The sequence below is a fragment of the Larkinella terrae genome (genome assembly GCF_009668025.1).
Classification (GTDB): domain Bacteria; phylum Bacteroidota; class Bacteroidia; order Cytophagales; family Spirosomataceae; genus Larkinella; species Larkinella terrae.
This window is the reverse complement of record NZ_WJXZ01000004.1, coordinates 319,861-337,920: the sequence shown is the minus strand read 5'-3', so window position 1 is coordinate 337,920 and position 18,060 is coordinate 319,861. Positions and strand designations below refer to the sequence as shown.

The 18,060-nt window shown below is 50.6% G+C and carries 12 protein-coding genes and 1 tRNA gene; 3 read left to right on the top strand and 10 right to left on the bottom strand.

What is annotated here, in order from left to right; all coding sequences use genetic code 11:
- Window positions 1-20: 20 nt before the first annotated feature.
- The 9 genes from GJJ30_RS08490 to GJJ30_RS08450 all read right to left on the bottom strand — a co-directional run bounded on the left by GJJ30_RS08490 (window position 21) and on the right by GJJ30_RS08450 (window position 12,026).
- Window positions 21-3,125, bottom strand: coding sequence for a TAT-variant-translocated molybdopterin oxidoreductase (locus GJJ30_RS08490; protein ID WP_154174719.1), 3,105 nt, complete (start codon window positions 3,123-3,125; stop codon window positions 21-23).
- Window positions 3,126-3,170: 45 nt separating this feature from the next.
- A complete protein-coding gene (locus GJJ30_RS08485; RefSeq protein WP_438821595.1) occupies window positions 3,171-4,403 on the bottom strand; it encodes a c-type cytochrome in 1,233 nt (410 codons plus the stop codon).
- Window positions 4,404-4,698: 295 nt separating this feature from the next.
- Window positions 4,699-4,769 (bottom strand) — tRNA-Cys (locus tag GJJ30_RS08480).
- Between the two features lie 152 nt (window positions 4,770-4,921).
- Complete coding sequence (gene rpsA, locus GJJ30_RS08475; protein ID WP_154174717.1) at window positions 4,922-6,709, bottom strand: 30S ribosomal protein S1; 1,788 nt, start codon at window positions 6,707-6,709, stop codon at window positions 4,922-4,924.
- Window positions 6,710-6,889: 180 nt separating this feature from the next.
- Window positions 6,890-7,405 (bottom strand): HNH endonuclease, encoded by a 516-nt coding sequence (locus GJJ30_RS08470; protein WP_154174716.1) that lies wholly within the window; start codon window positions 7,403-7,405, stop codon window positions 6,890-6,892.
- Window positions 7,406-7,535: 130 nt separating this feature from the next.
- Window positions 7,536-7,997 carry an SsrA-binding protein SmpB gene (gene smpB / locus GJJ30_RS08465; RefSeq protein WP_154174715.1) on the bottom strand — a complete coding sequence of 154 codons (462 nt, stop codon included), beginning with the start codon at window positions 7,995-7,997 and terminating at the stop codon, window positions 7,536-7,538.
- A gap of 553 nt (window positions 7,998-8,550) precedes the next feature.
- On the bottom strand, window positions 8,551-9,147 hold the full coding sequence (locus GJJ30_RS08460; RefSeq protein ID WP_310588214.1) for an OmpH/Skp family outer membrane protein: 597 nt from the start codon (window positions 9,145-9,147) through the stop codon (window positions 8,551-8,553).
- 90 nt (window positions 9,148-9,237) lie between these two features.
- Window positions 9,238-9,585, bottom strand: a complete 348-nt coding sequence (locus GJJ30_RS08455) for a hypothetical protein (RefSeq protein ID WP_154174713.1) — start codon at window positions 9,583-9,585, stop codon at window positions 9,238-9,240.
- A gap of 5 nt (window positions 9,586-9,590) precedes the next feature.
- The gene (locus GJJ30_RS08450) at window positions 9,591-12,026 is read right to left on the bottom strand and encodes a penicillin acylase family protein (RefSeq protein ID WP_154174712.1); all 2,436 of its coding nucleotides are present in this window, start codon (window positions 12,024-12,026) and stop codon (window positions 9,591-9,593) included.
- Window positions 12,027-12,218: 192 nt separating this feature from the next.
- On the opposite strand from GJJ30_RS08450, the gene GJJ30_RS08445 reads away from it, so the two are divergent.
- The 3 genes from GJJ30_RS08445 to GJJ30_RS08435 all read left to right on the top strand — a co-directional run bounded on the left by GJJ30_RS08445 (window position 12,219) and on the right by GJJ30_RS08435 (window position 16,139).
- A complete protein-coding gene (locus tag GJJ30_RS08445) occupies window positions 12,219-13,745 on the top strand; it encodes a GH3 auxin-responsive promoter family protein (RefSeq protein ID WP_154174711.1) in 1,527 nt (508 codons plus the stop codon).
- Between the two features lie 73 nt (window positions 13,746-13,818).
- The gene (locus GJJ30_RS08440) at window positions 13,819-15,060 is read left to right on the top strand and encodes a 4-hydroxy-3-methylbut-2-enyl diphosphate reductase (RefSeq protein WP_154174710.1); all 1,242 of its coding nucleotides are present in this window, start codon (window positions 13,819-13,821) and stop codon (window positions 15,058-15,060) included.
- Window positions 15,061-15,296: 236 nt separating this feature from the next.
- The gene (locus GJJ30_RS08435) at window positions 15,297-16,139 is read left to right on the top strand and encodes a sugar phosphate isomerase/epimerase family protein (protein WP_154174709.1); all 843 of its coding nucleotides are present in this window, start codon (window positions 15,297-15,299) and stop codon (window positions 16,137-16,139) included.
- Window positions 16,140-16,270: 131 nt separating this feature from the next.
- Here GJJ30_RS08435 and GJJ30_RS08430 read toward each other — a convergent pair whose 3' ends face one another.
- On the bottom strand, window positions 16,271-17,812 hold the full coding sequence (locus tag GJJ30_RS08430; protein ID WP_154174708.1) for a glycoside hydrolase family 10-like protein: 1,542 nt from the start codon (window positions 17,810-17,812) through the stop codon (window positions 16,271-16,273).
- Between the last annotated feature and the right edge of the window lie 248 nt (window positions 17,813-18,060).

Genomic DNA, 18,060 nt, shown 5'->3' with positions numbered 1-18,060 from the left:
AATACACAATCGGGGATGAATTACTCGGCGTGGTGCTCAGCAGCGGCTGCCACCGGCTTGGCTTCTTCATCCTTGTTCCGGATCTTCGTCAGGTACGAAATCTGCGGTCTTACGTTGATTTCTTCCAGCACCTGGAAAGCCCGTGCGTCATTTTCCTCTTTCAACAGTTTTGAGATCGTGCTTTCCGGATCGTTCATGTCACCAAAAACGATACCACCGGTTGGGCAGGCCTGCGCGCAGGCAACCTGAATTTCATCCGGTTTCGGTCTTCTGCGTTCTTTCTTGGCCGTCAGTTTACCTTCCTGGATCCGTTGTACGCAGAATGAGCATTTCTCGATTACACCCCGCGAACGAACCGTTACATCCGGGTTGATAACCATCTTCCCGAGGTCGTTGTTAAAGTGGTAATCGAAGTTGTCGTTGTCGAAATACTTGAACCAGTTAAACCGACGAACTTTGTACGGACAGTTGTTCGCGCAGTAACGCGTTCCCACACAGCGGTTGTACGTCATCTGGTTCAGGCCCTCCGTGCTGTGCGTCGTTGCCAATACCGGGCAGACGGTTTCGCAGGGGGCATTCGAACAGTGCTGGCAAAGCATCGGTTGGAAAACCACTTCCGGATTGGAGGAAGCAATTTCCAGTCCTTTCCGATCTTCGGGTTCGGCATCGCTGCTGTAGTAACGGTCGATCCGGATCCAGTGCATTTCGCGCCGGTTGATTACTTCCTGCCGGCCAACGACCGGAATGTTATTTTCGGCCTGGCAACCAATCACACACGCGGCACAACCCGTGCAGGAGTTCAGGTCAATGATCATTCCCCAGGAGTGGTTGGTTTTTTCGTAACCTTTCCACAGGGAGATATCAGTTGGTGAAACCGGACCTTCTGACGTAACGACTTTCGGGAAATACCGGCCCGCTTTCGGATCTTTTTTATACGCTGCTAAAACCGTTTCCTGAATAACCGCCCGGCGACCCATTACGGTGTCGTGCGTCTGGGTTTGGGCAATCGTGCGGCTACCGCCCGACTTACTGATTTTCACATCTGTAGCGGAGAACAACAACGCGTTGGCAGAAACCGATACCAACGGATAAGCATTCTTACCAACGCCGTCAGCCGATTTTCCGGCTTTCTCCCGGCCGTAGCCAATTGCGATTGAAACCGTACCATCCGCCTGTCCGGGCTGAATCAGTACCGGCAATTCCAGTGCGGGTTTACCAGCTACTTCCACCGAAACCAGATCAAACGCCTGAACGCCGAGTTCCGTAGCGGTTTTTTGCGAAAGACACGCATAATTGTCCCAGCAGGCTTTAGAAACCGGATCAGGCAATTCCTGCAACCACGGGTTGTTGGCCATCGCCCCGGTACCGATACCTACTTTTTCATAAAGTGCTAATTCGATTCCGGTTGCGTTCGGCTTGTATTTTTGAGCTACCCCGGCCGCTGCGGCTGCAACGGTTTCGGGTTTGAAGGCACCTGCTGCGGCAGCCGAAGCAGTTTGGAGTTCAAGAACCCCATCGTGCAGGGATTGAATCCAGAACTGATCGAATGACAACGAGCTTCCGGCTTGTGGATAAACCGTGCTCCGCCAGTAGCTTTTAATGTAGTTTTCGTAATTCGAATTCAGACCCGCCCATTTCAGCAAGGAAGCCTGCGGCTGACGGGTTTTAAAAATCGTATTGATCGTTGGCTGCGTCAGGCTGTAAAAACCAGCTTTGGGTTCCGACACATCCCATGACTCGAGATAGTGAGAAGCCGGACAGGTGTATTTACAGAGGGAAGCAGTTTCGTCGGAACGATCGGCAAATGAAACGGATAAACCGAGTCTTGGTAACGCTTCTTTCAATTCCGCACCGCGTGGGTGATCATAAACCGGGTTGGCTGCGTAGAAGATCACACCTTGTACCCGACCGGCTTTGGCATCGCTGATGAAAGCGTTCATCGCGGCATCGTTACCCTGGCGGTAATTAACCGGACGGCTCAGGTCAATGGTGACACCATAGCTGCCCAGCAAATTGTTCAGTGCATTTACTAACACCTGAACGTTGGGATCGTTTGAACCGGAGACTACCAGCGCGGCACCCCGTGCGGCCGCCAGATCAGCAGCGGCTTTATCCAGGTAAGCAACATCGACCGAAGCCGTGCTCACCGGTGTGCCACCCAATTTAGCTGCTACCTTGTTATAAAGAGCGGCAACGACCAGACCTTCCTGCGAAGGCTTGATGGCCGTCCGATAATCAGCGTTGGAACCCGTCAACGACAACCCGGTTTCAAACTGGTAGTGCCGCGACATTTCTTTCTTGTTACCGGCGTTAGCGCCTACTTTACGGGTTGCAATGTATTGATCCGTGTATTCGTTAGGCGCAATCCAGCTGCCCAGGAAGTCGGCACCGACGCTGACAATCGTTTTGGCCTTACTGAAATCGTAGGAAGGAATAACTCCCTGACCAAACGAAGTTAAATTGGCCTGAACCAGTCCCGATACCGAATTGGCATCGTACTGAATGTGAGTAGCTGTCGGATATTTAGCGATAAAAGCCGCAATGGCTGATTTGGTAGTCGGGCTCAGAATCGTTGACGAAACGATGCGGATAGCTCCACCGCGCTGCAACAGGCCCAGAATTTCTTTATCAACGGTGTCCCAATCGCTGTCGGCTTCACCTTTTTTCGGACCTTTCAGTTTATCGTTGTCGTAGAGCGATAAAACCGACGCCTGTACGCGGGCCGAAGTTCCTCCTTTGGTAATGCTTGAAGACGGGTTCCCTTCAATCTTGATGGGACGACCTTCGCGGGTTTTTACCAAAACCGGGAAATAATCACCGCCTTCGCTGTAAGTAGATGCGTAAAAATCGGCAATGCCCGGAAAGGTGCTCTCCGGCTTATTAATATAAGGTATTGCCTTGTGAACCGGCGTATCGCAGGCCGCTAACGTAACGGCCGCCATACCAAATCCCAGTACTTTTAAGAAATCCCGACGGTCACTACCAATTCCGTCGACGATACTTCCTGATTCGGTCGATTTATTAATATCGGTGTCGGAGAACTCTTTGTACGCATTCTTTACAAATGATTCGTCATTCCGTAGTTCTTCCAGTCCCCTCCAATACCGTTTATTTGTACTTTCCATACAGTCCTTATGATTCGTTCAACTGTTTTGTGGGATTCGATGTGATTAATAATGGCACTTTGAACACTCGAGGCCACCAATATTAGCCACACGCAACGGTTCTTTGCTTCCCTTTTTGTGGAGGGCCACTAATTTATCGTAGTAAGCATTATCCTTCGTAGCAACTTCGGTTTTCCGGTGACAGTCGATACACCAGCCCATCGTCAATGACGACCGTTGTTCAACAACTTCCATTTTTTCGATTTCGCCGTGGCAGGTCTGGCATTGGACCTGGCCTACGTTGGTGTGCTGGGCGTGATTGAAATACGCCAGATCCGGAAGGTTATGGACCCGCACCCACTCAATCGGGGTATCGGTTTCGATGGCTTTGTAGATTTTCTGGATTTCCGGTGATTCGCGCTTGATTTCACCGTGGCAGTTCATACAAATGTTGGCCGAAGGAATGGTAGCGATTTTCCCTTTGTAAACGCTGGTGTGACAGTAATTACAATTGACCTGATATTGACCGGCGTGCAGTTTGTGGGAAAACGCAATGGGTTGTTTCGGAGCATAGCCCTGCGAAACGCCAACGCTGTACAGCCCGTCGAACGTTTGCTTGGTTACTACAAAAACAAAGAGCCACAATACAATGGAGCGGAGTGTGCTGTTGCTGGCGGCTGCACCGAGACTGGTTTTCAGCCGTTGCAGGAATGGCGTCGCTTGTCCGCCTTCACCGGTCGTTGGGCCAACCGCTTTTGACAGGATGGTTACCAGAACCAGCAATACTCCCAGAACCAGTAACATCACAACCAGCAATGCAACCAAGACGGCGGTAAATAAGCCGGAAGGACTTTCGCTGGCCGGGGTCGCTGTTGCAGCTACAGCACCACCAGTTGCGGGACCGGCAGCAGGAGCCGGAGCGGCAGATGCATCGATGTGAGCGAGGATGTTCTTGATGTCGTCGTCCGATAAATCGGGGAAGCTCTGCATCACCAGCGGCTGGAATTTTGCATACAGCGCGGTGGCATAGGCATCACCACTGGAAATAACCGCCTGCGGGTTTTTGACCCACTTCAGCAGCCAGGCCGTGTCACGGCGTTTAGTGATTCCTTTCAAGCCGGGACCGATGACTTTTTCGTCCGTAACGGCGTGACACTGTTGGCATAAAGTCGAGAATAATTCCTTCCCTTTTGCTGCGTCGCCACCACCAGCCGCGGCATCCTGGGCGACAGACTGATAGCTACTGAACAGTGCTATCAGTACAATTACCAAAGTACTTATTACACTTCTTGAGTACATTTTAATCAATGAGAAACCGATAAAATCAGTATGCATACCTACTAATTATTTTCCATTAACGCACAAAAGTAGCACAGGAACGGTTTTAATCAAACATATGCGGTTTGATATTTTACCATACGATTTTATTTATACTTTGTCTAAGTAACTGATTTTTTTAGAACTATTTCCCTCGTTTCGAGGTCATTTTAAACAAAAACTAAATCTAAAAAAAATACCATCCGAGCGGCTCTGATGCTCATCGGATGGTATTTACTCGTGCAAAAGTATACGTCTAAAATCGATACTTTGGAAGAGGTCCCGAGCGGATTCGAACCGCTGTAAAAGGTTTTGCAGACCTCTGCCTAGCCACTCGGCCACAGGACCCTGGTTTCGGAGTCAGGAAAATTAAGAAGTGGAGATTTTTACTTAAAACCAAATCTGAATTCTTAACTTCCCTGACTCTTCGACTGCTTATTCTGCCGCAAATTTACTACAATATTCATTCCAGTCAGCGCGGCATTTTAAAAATTTACAACTTATTCTCCTTTCGAAGAACGGCCTTCCATCTGTTCCTTCAGAGCGGCCAGTGCATCCAGGTCACCCAGGGTTGCGCGCTCAGGCTCTTTGCTGGAAGTCGGCGCTTTGGCAACCGTTGCCTGACGTTTCTCGGGTTTCCGATCTTCGCCTTTTTCCTGCCACGTTTTTGAGTGTGACAGCATAATGCGTTTCTCTTCTTTCGAGAATTCAAGAACTTTGAAGTCAACGGTTTCGCCAACATCTGCCCACGTACCGTCTTCTTTCTGCAGGTTTTTCAGTGCGGCAAAACCTTCGATTCCGTACGGCAATTCCAGCGTTGCCACTTTATCGTTTTTCGACAGGATCGTACAACGGTGAACGGAGCCCGGCGTGAATACGGTTTCGAACGTATCCCACGGATTTTCTTCCAGTTGTTTGTGACCCAGCGCCAGACGACGGTTTTCAACGTCCAGTTCCAGAACAATTACTTCCAGTTCTTCACCTACTTTGATGAAGTCGGACGGATGCTTGATTTTTTTCGTCCACGACAAATCCGATACGTGTACCAGACCGTCAATGCCTTCTTCCAGTTCGAGGAACAAACCGAAGTTGGTCAGGTTGCGAACCACGCCTTTGTGTTTGGTACCGATGGCGTATTTCTCCACCAGCTCCGGACGTGACCAGGGGTCAGCCGTCAGTTGCTTGATACCGAGCGACATTTTGCGATCGTTCCGATCCAGCGTCAGCACAACGGCTTCTACTTCGTCGCCAACTTTCAGGAAGTCCTGCGGGTTGCGCAGGTGCTGCGACCACGACATTTCGGAAACGTGGATCAAACCTTCCACACCCGGCATGATTTCGAGGAACGCACCGTAATCGGCCACGTTGACGATCCGGCCTTTTACTTTCGAACCAATCTGGATGTTTTCCTGCAGCGAATCCCATGGATGCGATTGCAACTGCTTCATACCCAGTGAAATCCGTTTTTTGTCTTCGTCGAAATCCAGAACCACGACGTTGACTTTCTGATCGAGGTGCAGCAATTCCGACGGGTGGCTGATGCGGCCCCACGAAATATCCGTGATGTGCAGCAGACCATCGACACCACCGAGGTCGATAAACACCCCGAAGTTGGTCATGTTTTTGATCACACCTTCCAGCACCTGACCTTTTTGCAGGTTGTTCAGGATTTGCTGACGCTGCGCTTCGAGATCTTTCTCGATCAGGACTTTATGCGAAACAACCACGTTATCGTTGGCGTAGTTGATTTTCACCACTTTCACTTCCATTTTCTTGCCGACGAACACGTCGAAATCGCGAATCGGTTTCACGTCGATCTGCGAACCGGGCAAGAAAGCTTCAATGCTATAAATATCGACAATCAGACCACCTTTGGTCCGGCGTTTTACGAAGCCTTCGATCACCAGATCTTCGTCCAGAGCGCGCTGAATTTTCTGCCAGGCTGTGATGACTTTGGCTTTCTTGCGCGACAACACCAGTTGACCGTTGGGGTCTTCCTGATTTTCTACGTATACCTCAACTTCATCACCGATTTTCATGTCGGGCAGATCCCGGAATTCCGACGCCGGAACCAGACCATCCGATTTAAAACCAATGTTCAAAATAATTTCCCGGTCGGTAATCCCGACAACGGTTCCGATCACTACTTCTTTTTCGTTTACTTGCGCCAGGGTGTTATCGTACAGCTCAGCCAGACGGTCACGTTCTGCCGCTGAGTAGCCGCTACCAAAACCCCGGTTGTCTGCCTTATCCCAATCAAAATCAGGCAGTGTTTGCGTTTTGCTCATAAAAGTTTGGTTGTAGCCCATTCATACATCAGCCCCCGGGCCTTCCTGGCTGACTTTTAGTTTACATTGGAGGCACTGCCCCAAAAATGGAGGTGCAAAAATAGCAAATTTTTCTGGAAAATAGTCAAGCATGCAAAAAAAGTATTTTTGCACAAGCACATCGCCGAAGCAGCCGGGCGATTAGTACATTTTTTCGCGTTTGGTCGCGAGGAAAGGCATCCAGGTCTCTTCGACGGAGCCGGAAAAATCGCGCAGGAAAACCAGGAAAGACGGCTTGAACGGTTTCTGGTACAACTTCATGCCCGCTTCCTCGGGCGTCAGGTCGCCTTTCTGGGAGTTGCAGCGCTTACAGGCGGTAATGAGGTTATCCCAATTGGTTTTGCCGCCCCGCGATTTGGGCATAACGTGGTCGAGCGTCAGGTCTTCATGTTTACCGCAATACTGGCAGCGGTTTCCGTCACGTTTGAAAATATTCTGACGATTGAGCATTACCCCTTTGTAGGGCAGATGGATGTACCGGTGAAGGCGGATTACGGTGGGAGACGGGTATTCATCGTCTACAGTGCGCAGAACGAAACCCTGAGATTTGGCAACCAGTTCTGCTTTGTTCAGGTAGACTAACAAGAACGCCTTTGGTACAGAACAGATGCCCAGAGCACTATAATCTTGATTTAGTACCAGGACTTTCCTACCCATAAAGATGCATCAGACTCCTTTCATTCCTGAGCAAGTTAACGATATTTCATCATAAAAAACACCACTCCCGCGAATAATTGATATTTTTTTAAAACGCTCTGATTCTCAAAAAGTTGATGCAATTAAACACTCAATAGTGCTCCCGGCTCATCTCGCGCGATACATCCCGTTCTTTAATTGAATCGCGTTTATCGTATAATTTTTTTCCTTTGGCCAGCGCAATCTCCAGTTTGGCAAACCCCCGATCGTTGATAAAGAGCCGCGTTGGAATGATGGTCAGCCCCTGATCCGTCAGCTTATTAACCAATCGTTTCAGCTCCCGCTTTTGCAGCAGCAGTTTTCGATCACGAAGTGGTTCGTGGTTATTGTACGTTCCTTCCGTATACTGAGAAATGTGCATTTGCCGAACATACAACTCTTCGTTCAGGAACAGGCAGTATGCATCGCCCAGATTCACTTTTCCCTGCCGCACAGATTTGATTTCCGTACCCGTGAGCATGATTCCGGCACTAAAGGTTTCCAGAAAAAAGTATTCAAACGAAGCCCGGCGGTTCCGGATTTCGATGTGTTTAGCCAGTGTTTTATCAGACATAATTATAAGATAGTCAATTGGGTAATCAGACAGCGGTTTTCTTGTATAACCAAACGGCCAGTGGAGCGCCGACAGCTTATTGAACCGATTTGCTTTTAAATTGTAAGTCAAAATTACCTTTTTGTAAATAAAAATACCCCGAAGTGTCCTTCGAGGTATCAAATGATTGATAATTTTATCAATCCAAAATAAATCCCTGGTGAAGCCGGTGTTTAACCTTACCGGTAAGGCGTACAGCCGAATCACAGCCTCAAGACCCTTCTGTACCCACCGGCATTCCCCAGGATATTTTCATTCTTACGCGCCTTATGTCAGTAAGAATATAACAACAAGTACAGTTTACTAATCACGTTTCTATTCAAAGTCTAACGGACTTTATAGTTGCAATGATTGTCCATACATACAACCTTATCATTGGCTTCACAAATTTTATGCCGTATTCCAGTTGGCATTCTAAAAAACCGGACCGATTTCTTTTTTATTTTTTTAACGGCACAAAAAAAGCTCCACCCATCTGTCTGGTGGAGCCTTGATTTCAATAAGAATCTGTGCGTTATTTTTTGGTCTGCTTTTCCTGGTATTCTTTATTCAGACCCGCAATAATGGCTTTGGTCGCATCCAGTGAGTTATCCGCGTACAGAATTCCGCCCCCTCTTGAGTAACCCATCACAAAATCATATTGATTCTGCTTGTTCATTTTTTTCAGGTAATCGTAAATCTGGTTGTAGAGCTCTTCATTTTTTTTCTGCTCTTCCAGACTCAGTTGTTGAATAATCCGGTCGCGATAAGCCACCAGATCCTGCTGTTTCTTTTGCAAAGCCGCTTCCGTAGCCCGTCCCTGTTCCATTGTCATCGTCTGCGCACGTTGCTGGAAAAAAGCCACTTCATTTTGCAGCGAACGCCCTTTGTTATTCAATTCGTTGTCGAGCTGAAACCGTTTGCTTTCCAGAACCTTCCGGGTATCTTTAAAATATTCGTAGTTCGTCAGTAGCGAATCGACATTGACATAAACCGTCTTGCGGGTGGGCTCCGATTTCGTTGAGGTGGCAGAAACAGGTTCTGTGGTCTTATTTTCTGAAAAGTGCAGGTAATACAAAACTGCTACGGCTACCGCTAGTACGGCGTTTAAAACAAGAGATGCGTTTTTCACAAGAAACAGTTAATTAATGGATTAATGATTTTACAAAGGTACGATTTACTAGTTACACAACAATCAGAATACAGACCGGGGAACGCTGGCTTACGGTTTTCCGGCAAAAACCGCCCGGACCTGCCGCCCCGCCAATCCGGCCAAACCGCCCACCAAACCGCCAATCAAAGGGGTAATCAGGAGTAACAGAACGGGCGTTTTAGTCTTGAAAAGAAGTTCGGCCATCCGGCCCGTCAGAATACCGCCGGTTTGCAAATGGATGATCAGCGCATAGACAAACCAAACCACCGCAATGCCCAAAAAACCGTTGCCAAACGCCCGCCAGCCGGTTCGGCTTCGCCAGAAACAAACACCAAACGCCACCAGAGCAATGCTCCACCAGGGCAAAAAGAACTGCGCAACCGCGCTCAATACAGCAATTACTAAAAAAGGCAGCATGGTTTTCAACGGCTCAGGGTCAGGGTAGATTTGATACGCGGATTTTTTTCGGTTACCGATTTAAAATAAAGCAGTTCGTATAAGTCACCTTTCCGCCAGGTTTCGAGCATATTCAAATAATATGGACTGCCGGGATTGCCGGATTGGCCACCGGGAAAAACGCCGTAGGCACTCACCGCCGGACCGGTTTGCACCACCATCCGCCACGACGGCCCCGCCCGGCGACCAGCCGCATTGACAATTCTCGGGCCACCGCCAATCTGCACATTCAACGCGCTGAACGCATCCAGACCGGGAATCAAATGCCGGATTCCGGTGCCTTTGTGGTCCGCCCAGGCCCAGGTTTTGCCCAGAGCACCGTGCCGTTTGGCCAAAGTATCGACGGTGGCCTGAAAACTGGCGGTGACAATTTCTCCGATGGTTTCGGTGCGGTTTTTTGTCGCGACGTTGTCAAACCAGCGGGCGTTGGGTTCTTCGGTGATGAGTTGCAGCGTTCGGTCGGAATTCGGAAACCGCATCGGCTGGTCGTCTTTATCCGGGAAATCATCGGCCCAGATATCATGTTCCAGCCGACTGATCCAGTCCATGTAAATGGTGCCGGCAATCGAGGCCGTGTCCTGCTGGTAATTCCACTGCCGTACGGTTTTTAGCGCCAGTTTCTGTTGTTCCGTCAAACCGGTTTCCTGAATTCGCGGCAGCAAAACCGGTAGAAATTTCGACGCCTGATGATTAAACACATCGTTCTGCAGCCGACGCATACTGTCCACCGTTACCTTTTGCATCCCCGAAAGCCGGTCGTTGATCCGCATCCCCCGGTCGGTGGTTTCAAACTCCCAGTTGATGTAATACGGATATGTCGGGTCGGTCGACGACTGATTGGCCGAACTGATAAAGCCCCTCGGCGGGTTTTTCACGCGTGGGTTTTGGGCCGCCGGAATCCAGCCCTGCCAGTCGTTGGCGGCCTTGGTTCCATCCAGCAAAAACTTGCCCTGATCGCGCCATTTCAGCGGAAACCGCCCGTTGGGCGAAATGGCAATGTCTTTGGCGGCATTGGCAAATACGAAATTCTGAGCCGGAGCCGAATAATACGACAAGGCTTTGACGTAGTCATCGTAGGTTTTAGCCCGATTCAGCAAATAAAACGTCTGTATGCCGTTGTCGGCTTCGTGCGCAATCCAGCGAACCGCGTAGCCGGTAGGAATGTTGTCCCGAAACGGTTTCTCCTCCGGCAAATAAACGACCGGACCGTGGTGCGTATATAATACCGTGTCGGAAAGCGCCGGTTTTCCCTTTACTTTAATGACTTCCACACGCCGTTGAACCGGTTTCCATTTGCCGTCGTGCCAGTATTCCTGTCGCCGGTTATCCCGAAACCGTATCTTGTAGAAATCCAGCACATCGGCTCCGACGTTGGTGACGCCCCAGGCTATATCCTTGTTAAAACCGATGATGACGCCGGGCGCACCGGGCAATGAAACACCGTACACGTTCATCGTGGGCGTCACCAGTTGAATCTGGTACCAGATCGATGGCAAGCTCAAATTCAGGTGCGGATCATTCGCCAGAATCGGGTAACCGGTAGCGGTTTTCTGCCCGCCAACGGCCCAGTTGTTGCTGCCAATGGCCGGATCGTGCGGTTGCCAATTCAGCGCAACACTGCTGTCGGTTTCAGAGTTTGCGGGGGGAGTCGGCAGTTTAAGCGGTGTAAAATCCCACTTCGTCCCGGCCGGAATAATCGGGTCTTCTTTAAACGGGTAGTCCGGAAACAGATTGGCCGTCAGGGCCGGACCCAGGTGCCGACGGATGTTGGTCATCATCAGATCGTCGGCCCCGGCGGCCAGCGTCTGCGTCATTTGTTTGAGGAGAAACGCCACCTTGATCGGCGTCCAGGGTTCGGGTGAGTAGCCCAGCAATTTGTATTCGATGGGATAAGTGGCCGGTTTCAACTGATCGATATACGCGTTAATCCCCGCAGAATAAGCCTCCAGCACCAATTTCGAATTCGGGTTCTGCGAAATGCCTTCCAGCGATTTTTCGGCTCCGTAGGTCATACCCAGCCGCCGGTTGTAGCGGTCGAGTTCGAGAGCACGGTCGCCGATCAGTTCCGAAATCCGTCCGGCAGCCGCGTGGGTTTGAAATTCCATCTGCCACAGGCGGTCGCGGGCGGTGATGTAGCCCTGCGCAAAATAGGCGTCGAAATCATTTTTGGCAAAAACGTGCGGAACGTGCAGATCGTCGTATAAAACCGTGACTTCTTCCCGAATTCCTTTCAAGCTTATATTGTTTCCGGCGACCGGATCAGCGGTTTCCGCGTTTTGCCAAAACCCCTCGAATGGGCTCAGCAAACGGCCGAATGCCGGAACCGTTCCCCATTGCTGATTTAATGCAACCGTCAGACTGATCGAAATAAGCAGGCAAAAAAGGGCTTTAACTACTTTCATACAGGGAATGGGAATCGGAGTCTGTTACAAAGGAAATTTATTCTATCTTTTATACCAAAAAAAGTGCCGTAACTTCCCATTCCAGCGAATATGGGGCTGAAAGAACAATAAGCCGCCAAATCAGGTTATGAAGCAAAGTTCTGCTAAGTACAACATTTTTAGTAAGTTTACTTCCGAATTACTGCTCCGCGTATGACCCTGCTGAATACGACCTTGAAATGGCTGCTGCTCCGGCGTGTGCCACGCATTGAAGCGATGATGGCACGCCCCGGCGAAGTACAGCAGGCGGTTTTTCGTCAGCTCATCAGCAAGGGTCGGCACACCGAATGGGGCAAAAAACACCAGTACGATTCCATCCGGACGGTTCGTGATTTTCAGGAACGGGTACCGGTTTCGGCCTACGAAGATCTGTTTCCATACATCGAACGGACCATGCGCGGAGAACAGAAACTGCTCTGGCCGTCGCGCATTCACTGGTTCTCCAAATCGTCGGGCACCACCAACGCCCGCAGCAAATTCATTCCGGTTTCGCAGGAATCACTCGACGAAAGCCATTTCAGGGGTGGCAAGGACATGATGGCGCTCTACGTCGCCAATAATCCCGAAAGCAAAGCGTTTGAAGGCAAAGGGCTGTCGATCGGCGGGAGTTTACACGAAAATCCGTACGGCCAGCACGGTTACGCGGGCGACGTTTCGGCCGTCGTAATGAAAAACCTGCCGCCCTGGGCCCAATACATCCGCACACCCCAGATCGAGGTGGCGTTGATGGACCGCTGGGAGGAAAAAATCGACCGCATGGCCGAAATTACGGCCCGCGAAAACGTCACGAGTATTCTGGGCGTACCGACCTGGGCGCTGGTGTTGCTGGAAAAAGTCCTGGCGTTAACGGGCAAACAGAATATCCTGGAAGTCTGGCCGAATTTTGAGGTGTTCATTCACGGAGCTGTGGCTTTCCAGCCCTACCGCGAGTTGTTTGCCAACGAAGTGTTTCCGTCTAACGAAATCCGGTATCTTGAAATTTACAACGCATCGGAAGGTTTTTTCGCCATTCAGGATGATTTAAAGCGCGTCGGTGAAATGCTGGTCATGCTGGATTACGGCATTTTCTACGAATTTGTGCCGATGGAAGAAGCCGACAAACCTTTCCCGAAAGCTCTGACGATTGAAGAAGTCGAACTGAATAAAAATTACGCGCTGGTGATTTCGACCAACGGCGGTCTCTGGCGCTACCGCGTGGGCGATACCGTCCGGTTTACGTCACGCCATCCGTTCCGGCTGAAAGTCAGCGGGCGAACCAAGCATTTTATCAATGCGTTCGGGGAGGAAGTCATCATTGAAAATGCCGAAACCGCCATTACGCGGGCCTGTGCGGCCACCGGAGCCACGGTGAGCGACTATACCGCCGGACCGGTTTATATGGGCAGCGGCTCCAATGGCCGGCATGAATGGGTGATCGAGTTTTCGAGCGAACCGAACAATTTCGACGTTTTTTGCCACGTTCTCGATCAGACGCTCCGGCAGGTCAATTCCGATTACGACGCCAAGCGGTACAACGATATGGTGTTGCATTCGCCGATCGTTCACGCGGTTCCGCGGGGGACTTTTTATGACTGGATGAAAACCCGGGGTAAGCTCGGCGGTCAGCATAAAGTGCCGCGCCTGAGTAACAGCCGGGAGTATCTGGACGATATTCTGGGCCGTCTGACCACCCTATCCTGATCCGCCGGTTTTTGCCTGAACGAAGCACTTCCGCCTTGTGTTCTTCTGACGATGTCCGTCTAATTTTAAGTGAATGAAAGCCTTCAATATACCGGAATATTACCGCAGCCATATTATTAGTCCCCTGAAAGAACTCCGTCGGAAGCGCGATAAATTGAAGCGCGATTTTACGCCGACGCTGCTGGATTTTGGGCCGGTGCGGTTTTTGGTAGCCCGGCATTTTGGCTTTTGTTACGGCGTCGAAAATGCAATTGAAATTTCGTATAAAGCCATTGCCGAAAACACCGGCAAGCGGATTTTTCTGCTGAGTGAAATGATTCACAACCCGGACGTTAACCGGGATTTGCAGGAACGTGGGGTACAATTTATCATGGAAACGTCCGGGAAACAGATCGTTCCTTGGGACGAATTACATAACGACGACGTGGTGGTGATTCCGGCTTTCGGGACAACGATCGAAATTCAGCGGAAGCTAACCGACATTGGCCTGAACGTCGAGCAATACGACACGACTTGCCCATTCGTCGAAAAAGTCTGGAACAAAGCCGGGCAGATCGGGCAGAAAAATTATACGGTGGTAGTACACGGAAAACCGTCGCACGAGGAAACCCGCGCAACATTTTCCCATAGCAAAGAAGCCGCGCCAACGGTGGTCGTCAAAGACCTGAAACAGGCGCAGCGGCTGGCAACGTACATCACCGGCGAATCGTCTAAAGAGCAGTTTTATGACGAATTTGCGGGGCAGTATTCTGACGGTTTTGATCCGGAGCGGGATTTGCAGCGCATCGGCGTTGTGAACCAGACGACGATGCTGGCGTCGGACACGCAGTACATCGCCGACTTCCTGAAAACCGTCATGATTCATCATTACCGCCTGATGCCGGAGGAGGTCGACAACCGTTTTGCCAACACCCGCGACACGCTCTGCTACGCGACGAACGACAACCAGGATTCGACCTACAATTTGCTGACCAACCCGGCGCACTTTGCCGTGGTGGCAGGCGGTTACAACAGCTCCAATACCCAGCACATCGTCGAGTTGTGCAACGAAAAGCTACCGACCTATTTCATTGAAACAGAGCAAAAAATCCTGTCGCGTGATTTAATCCGGCATTTTGATCTCCACACGAAACAGGAGGTGGTCACGGAGAATTTCCTCCCGGATCAAAAACCGGTCACGGTTTTGCTGACCTGCGGAGCCTCCTGCCCCGACGCCGTTGTGGAAGGAATTCTCCTGAAAATTGTTTCTTTTTTTGCCGATTCCCGCCCGGTAGACGACGTTATGGCCGAGGTTACTCAGCAATATACCTACTGAAATCCGGCAGAATTAGTTGATCCGTTTTAAGTTTATGCGTTAGAATTATCGACTCATTGTTAGATACTTGAGTTAATAAATGATGAATTCTAAAGGCTAACCTATTCCCTGAATACAGTAAAAACCGGGTCGATATTCCTTTGCTTTCTGAGAAAAACAACGGCCACGAGCGGTTTACCGCGCAGTTTCCGAAACTCGAAAACTGCGGTAAAGCCGGAACCTAACAAATCAATCGCATGTACACCATTGGTATCAACACGTTTTTGTTTACGTCACCCTTCACGAATGAGAGCTTGAAGTGGTTTACAAAATTTGCTGAATGGGGTTTCGACACCGTTGAAATCGGCCTGGAAGATCCCGCCAACGTCGATCCGCAACTGGTCAAACAAGCCCTCCTCGACGCCAACCTCGGCTGTAAGACGGTTTGTGCAGCGATGGGTCCCGAGCGGGATTTTCGCGGGGACGACGAACAGCAGCAAAACGCCATGACGTATTTGAAAGGGTTGCTGGATGTCATGGAAATCATTGGCGCCGAAATGCTGGTGGGACCGCTGTACTCGAGCGTGGGCCGCGCCGAAGCTACACCCCGAGATGTGTACGCCGAGCAGCAAAAAGCCGTTGTTAAAAATTTGAAAGAACTGGCCGCTTATGCCCAGAGCAAAGGCCTTAAAATCGCACTCGAACCGTTGAACCGCTTCGAAACCGACTTTATCAATACGGCCGATCAAGCCATTGAACTCGCCAATCTGGTGGACAACGACGCCGTGCGGCTGCACCTCGACACGTTCCACATGAACATCGAAGAAAAATTCCAGGCCGACGCCATTCGCAAAGCCGGATCGCGGCTGGAACTGCTCCACAGCTGCGGCTGCGACCGCGGTATTCCCGGCAACGACCACATCGACTGGGATTCGATCCGCCAGGCGCTGAAAGATATTGATTTCAAAGGCCAGCTCGTAATTGAGTCGTTCACGCCCGAAGTAAAAGCGATCGCCAAAGCAGCCGCCATCTGGCGCGACATCGAAGCCTCCGGCGAAGACATTGCCGTAAAAGGGTTGGCGTTCCTGAAAACCGTTTAAAATTTTTGCACGTAGAGACGCGATTAATCGCGTCTCATCCATCATTATCGCGTCTCCATTTCCACCACCATTTTCTACTATTACTACCTCAGGCTATTCCATCTGAGACTGAGACGCGATTAATCGCGTCTCTACGGTTCCGGGACGCGGACGTTCACCTGAATCGGGGCGCTTTCGTTATGCAGACGATCCAACGCGGTAACGACGTAGATATACCGGTTATCGTGCGCTGCGGTTCGGTCGATAAAGCGCGTAGTTTGTTCACCGACGCAAATCGCCACAATATGGGTGGGGTCTTCGGTATCAATTTTATCTTTTCGGTCAAACCGGTACACAACGTAATAGCTGGCTTTGTCGCCGTCGGGCGCCGGACCGGGTTGCTGCCAATACAATTCAACGCCTTCAGCCGTCGGATTCGCCTTTAATTCTTTCGGCGAAAGGGGCGGTTCGGGATCTTTCCAGGGCATGGTCGGAATGAGCGCCGGGAACCGGTAAAAGTTCGTCAGCAGCGTATCCCGGACGCCGTTCAGGTTGTCGGTCAATGACTTCGAGCTAAAATAAATACTGCCGTGAATCTGCGGAAACTGGCGATTGTAATTCAGTTGGGTCGTCATTTCGTTCGGATCGTTCCAGGCGCGGTCGCGGGGCGTGGAGCGGTTTATCCGAAAGGCGCCCTGACCAATGTATAGATGCCGGTTATAGCCGTTTTTAATCCACCAGTCGACCAGCAACCGGTACGGCACTTTCTGAAAATCCGTGCTGAAATACACCTGCGGAGCGATGTAGTCGACCCAGCCTTCGCGAACCCACTTGCGCGTGTCAGCATACAAATCAAAATACGACGTTAAACCGCCCGTGGTCTGCGAACCTTCGGGGTCCTGAGCGCGGTTTTTCCAGACGCCAAACGGACTGACGCCAAACTTCACAAACGGTTTGATGGCGCGAATCGAATCCCGGAGCTGCAAAATCAGGATGTTAATATTTTCCCGGCGCCAGTTCGCCAGGTTCATCCCGTTGAAATACGCTTTGTAGGTCGCTTCGTCATGCACCACTTGCCCCGGTTCGCCGTACGGATAAAAATAGTCGTCGAAGTGAATGCCGTCAACGTCATAATTTCGGACAATATTCGTCACGATGCCGGTCACGTAATTTCGCACTTCGGGCAGGCCCAGGTTGAATAGTTTCCGGCCACCGTATTGCAGCATCCACTCCGGTTTTCGAAGGCTAATGTGGTCGGGGGTTACGCGGGAGAGTTTGCTGAACGTGGCGCGGTCGAGGTTAAACCAGGCATGAAACTCCATGCCGCGGTCGTGGGTTTCCCGAATCATGAATTCGAGCGGATCGTAGAAAGGCACCGGCGCACGCCCCTGCTGCCCCGTCAGCCAAAACGACCACGGCTCCGTGCTTTTGGCGTAGAACGCATCCGCAGCCGCCCGAATCTGGACCACCACGGCGTTGATACCCGCCCGCTGGTGCTGATCCAGCAGCTCGATAAACTCCGCTCGCTGGCTGTCGGACGACATTCCCCGGACGCTCGGCCAGTCGATGTTATCGACCGTGGCAATCCAAACGGCCCGAAATTCGCGTTTTGGCGGTTTTTGCGCCGTCACTTCACCCGGTTTCCCAAAAAGATACCAACAAAAGACGAAGAAAACCCGGTAATGAAAGCGCATGCACAAAGCTGGTCAAAGTAATCCTCAAAGATACGGAAGAACTCCGTCCACTTTCAAACTTGGTTACCGGCCGGTTTATTGCATCACTACCGAAGCAGGCCAGTTATCACCACGCTGGCTTTTTGCATTTTAGAAAGAAAGCTGCTTTTTCCAAAGGCGTCAGAAGAGAAAACCGCCCGTTTCCGCACAGAATAATATTTGGAAAAAAATTAGGAACGGTGGAAATGGATGTTGAACAGTATTTGGTA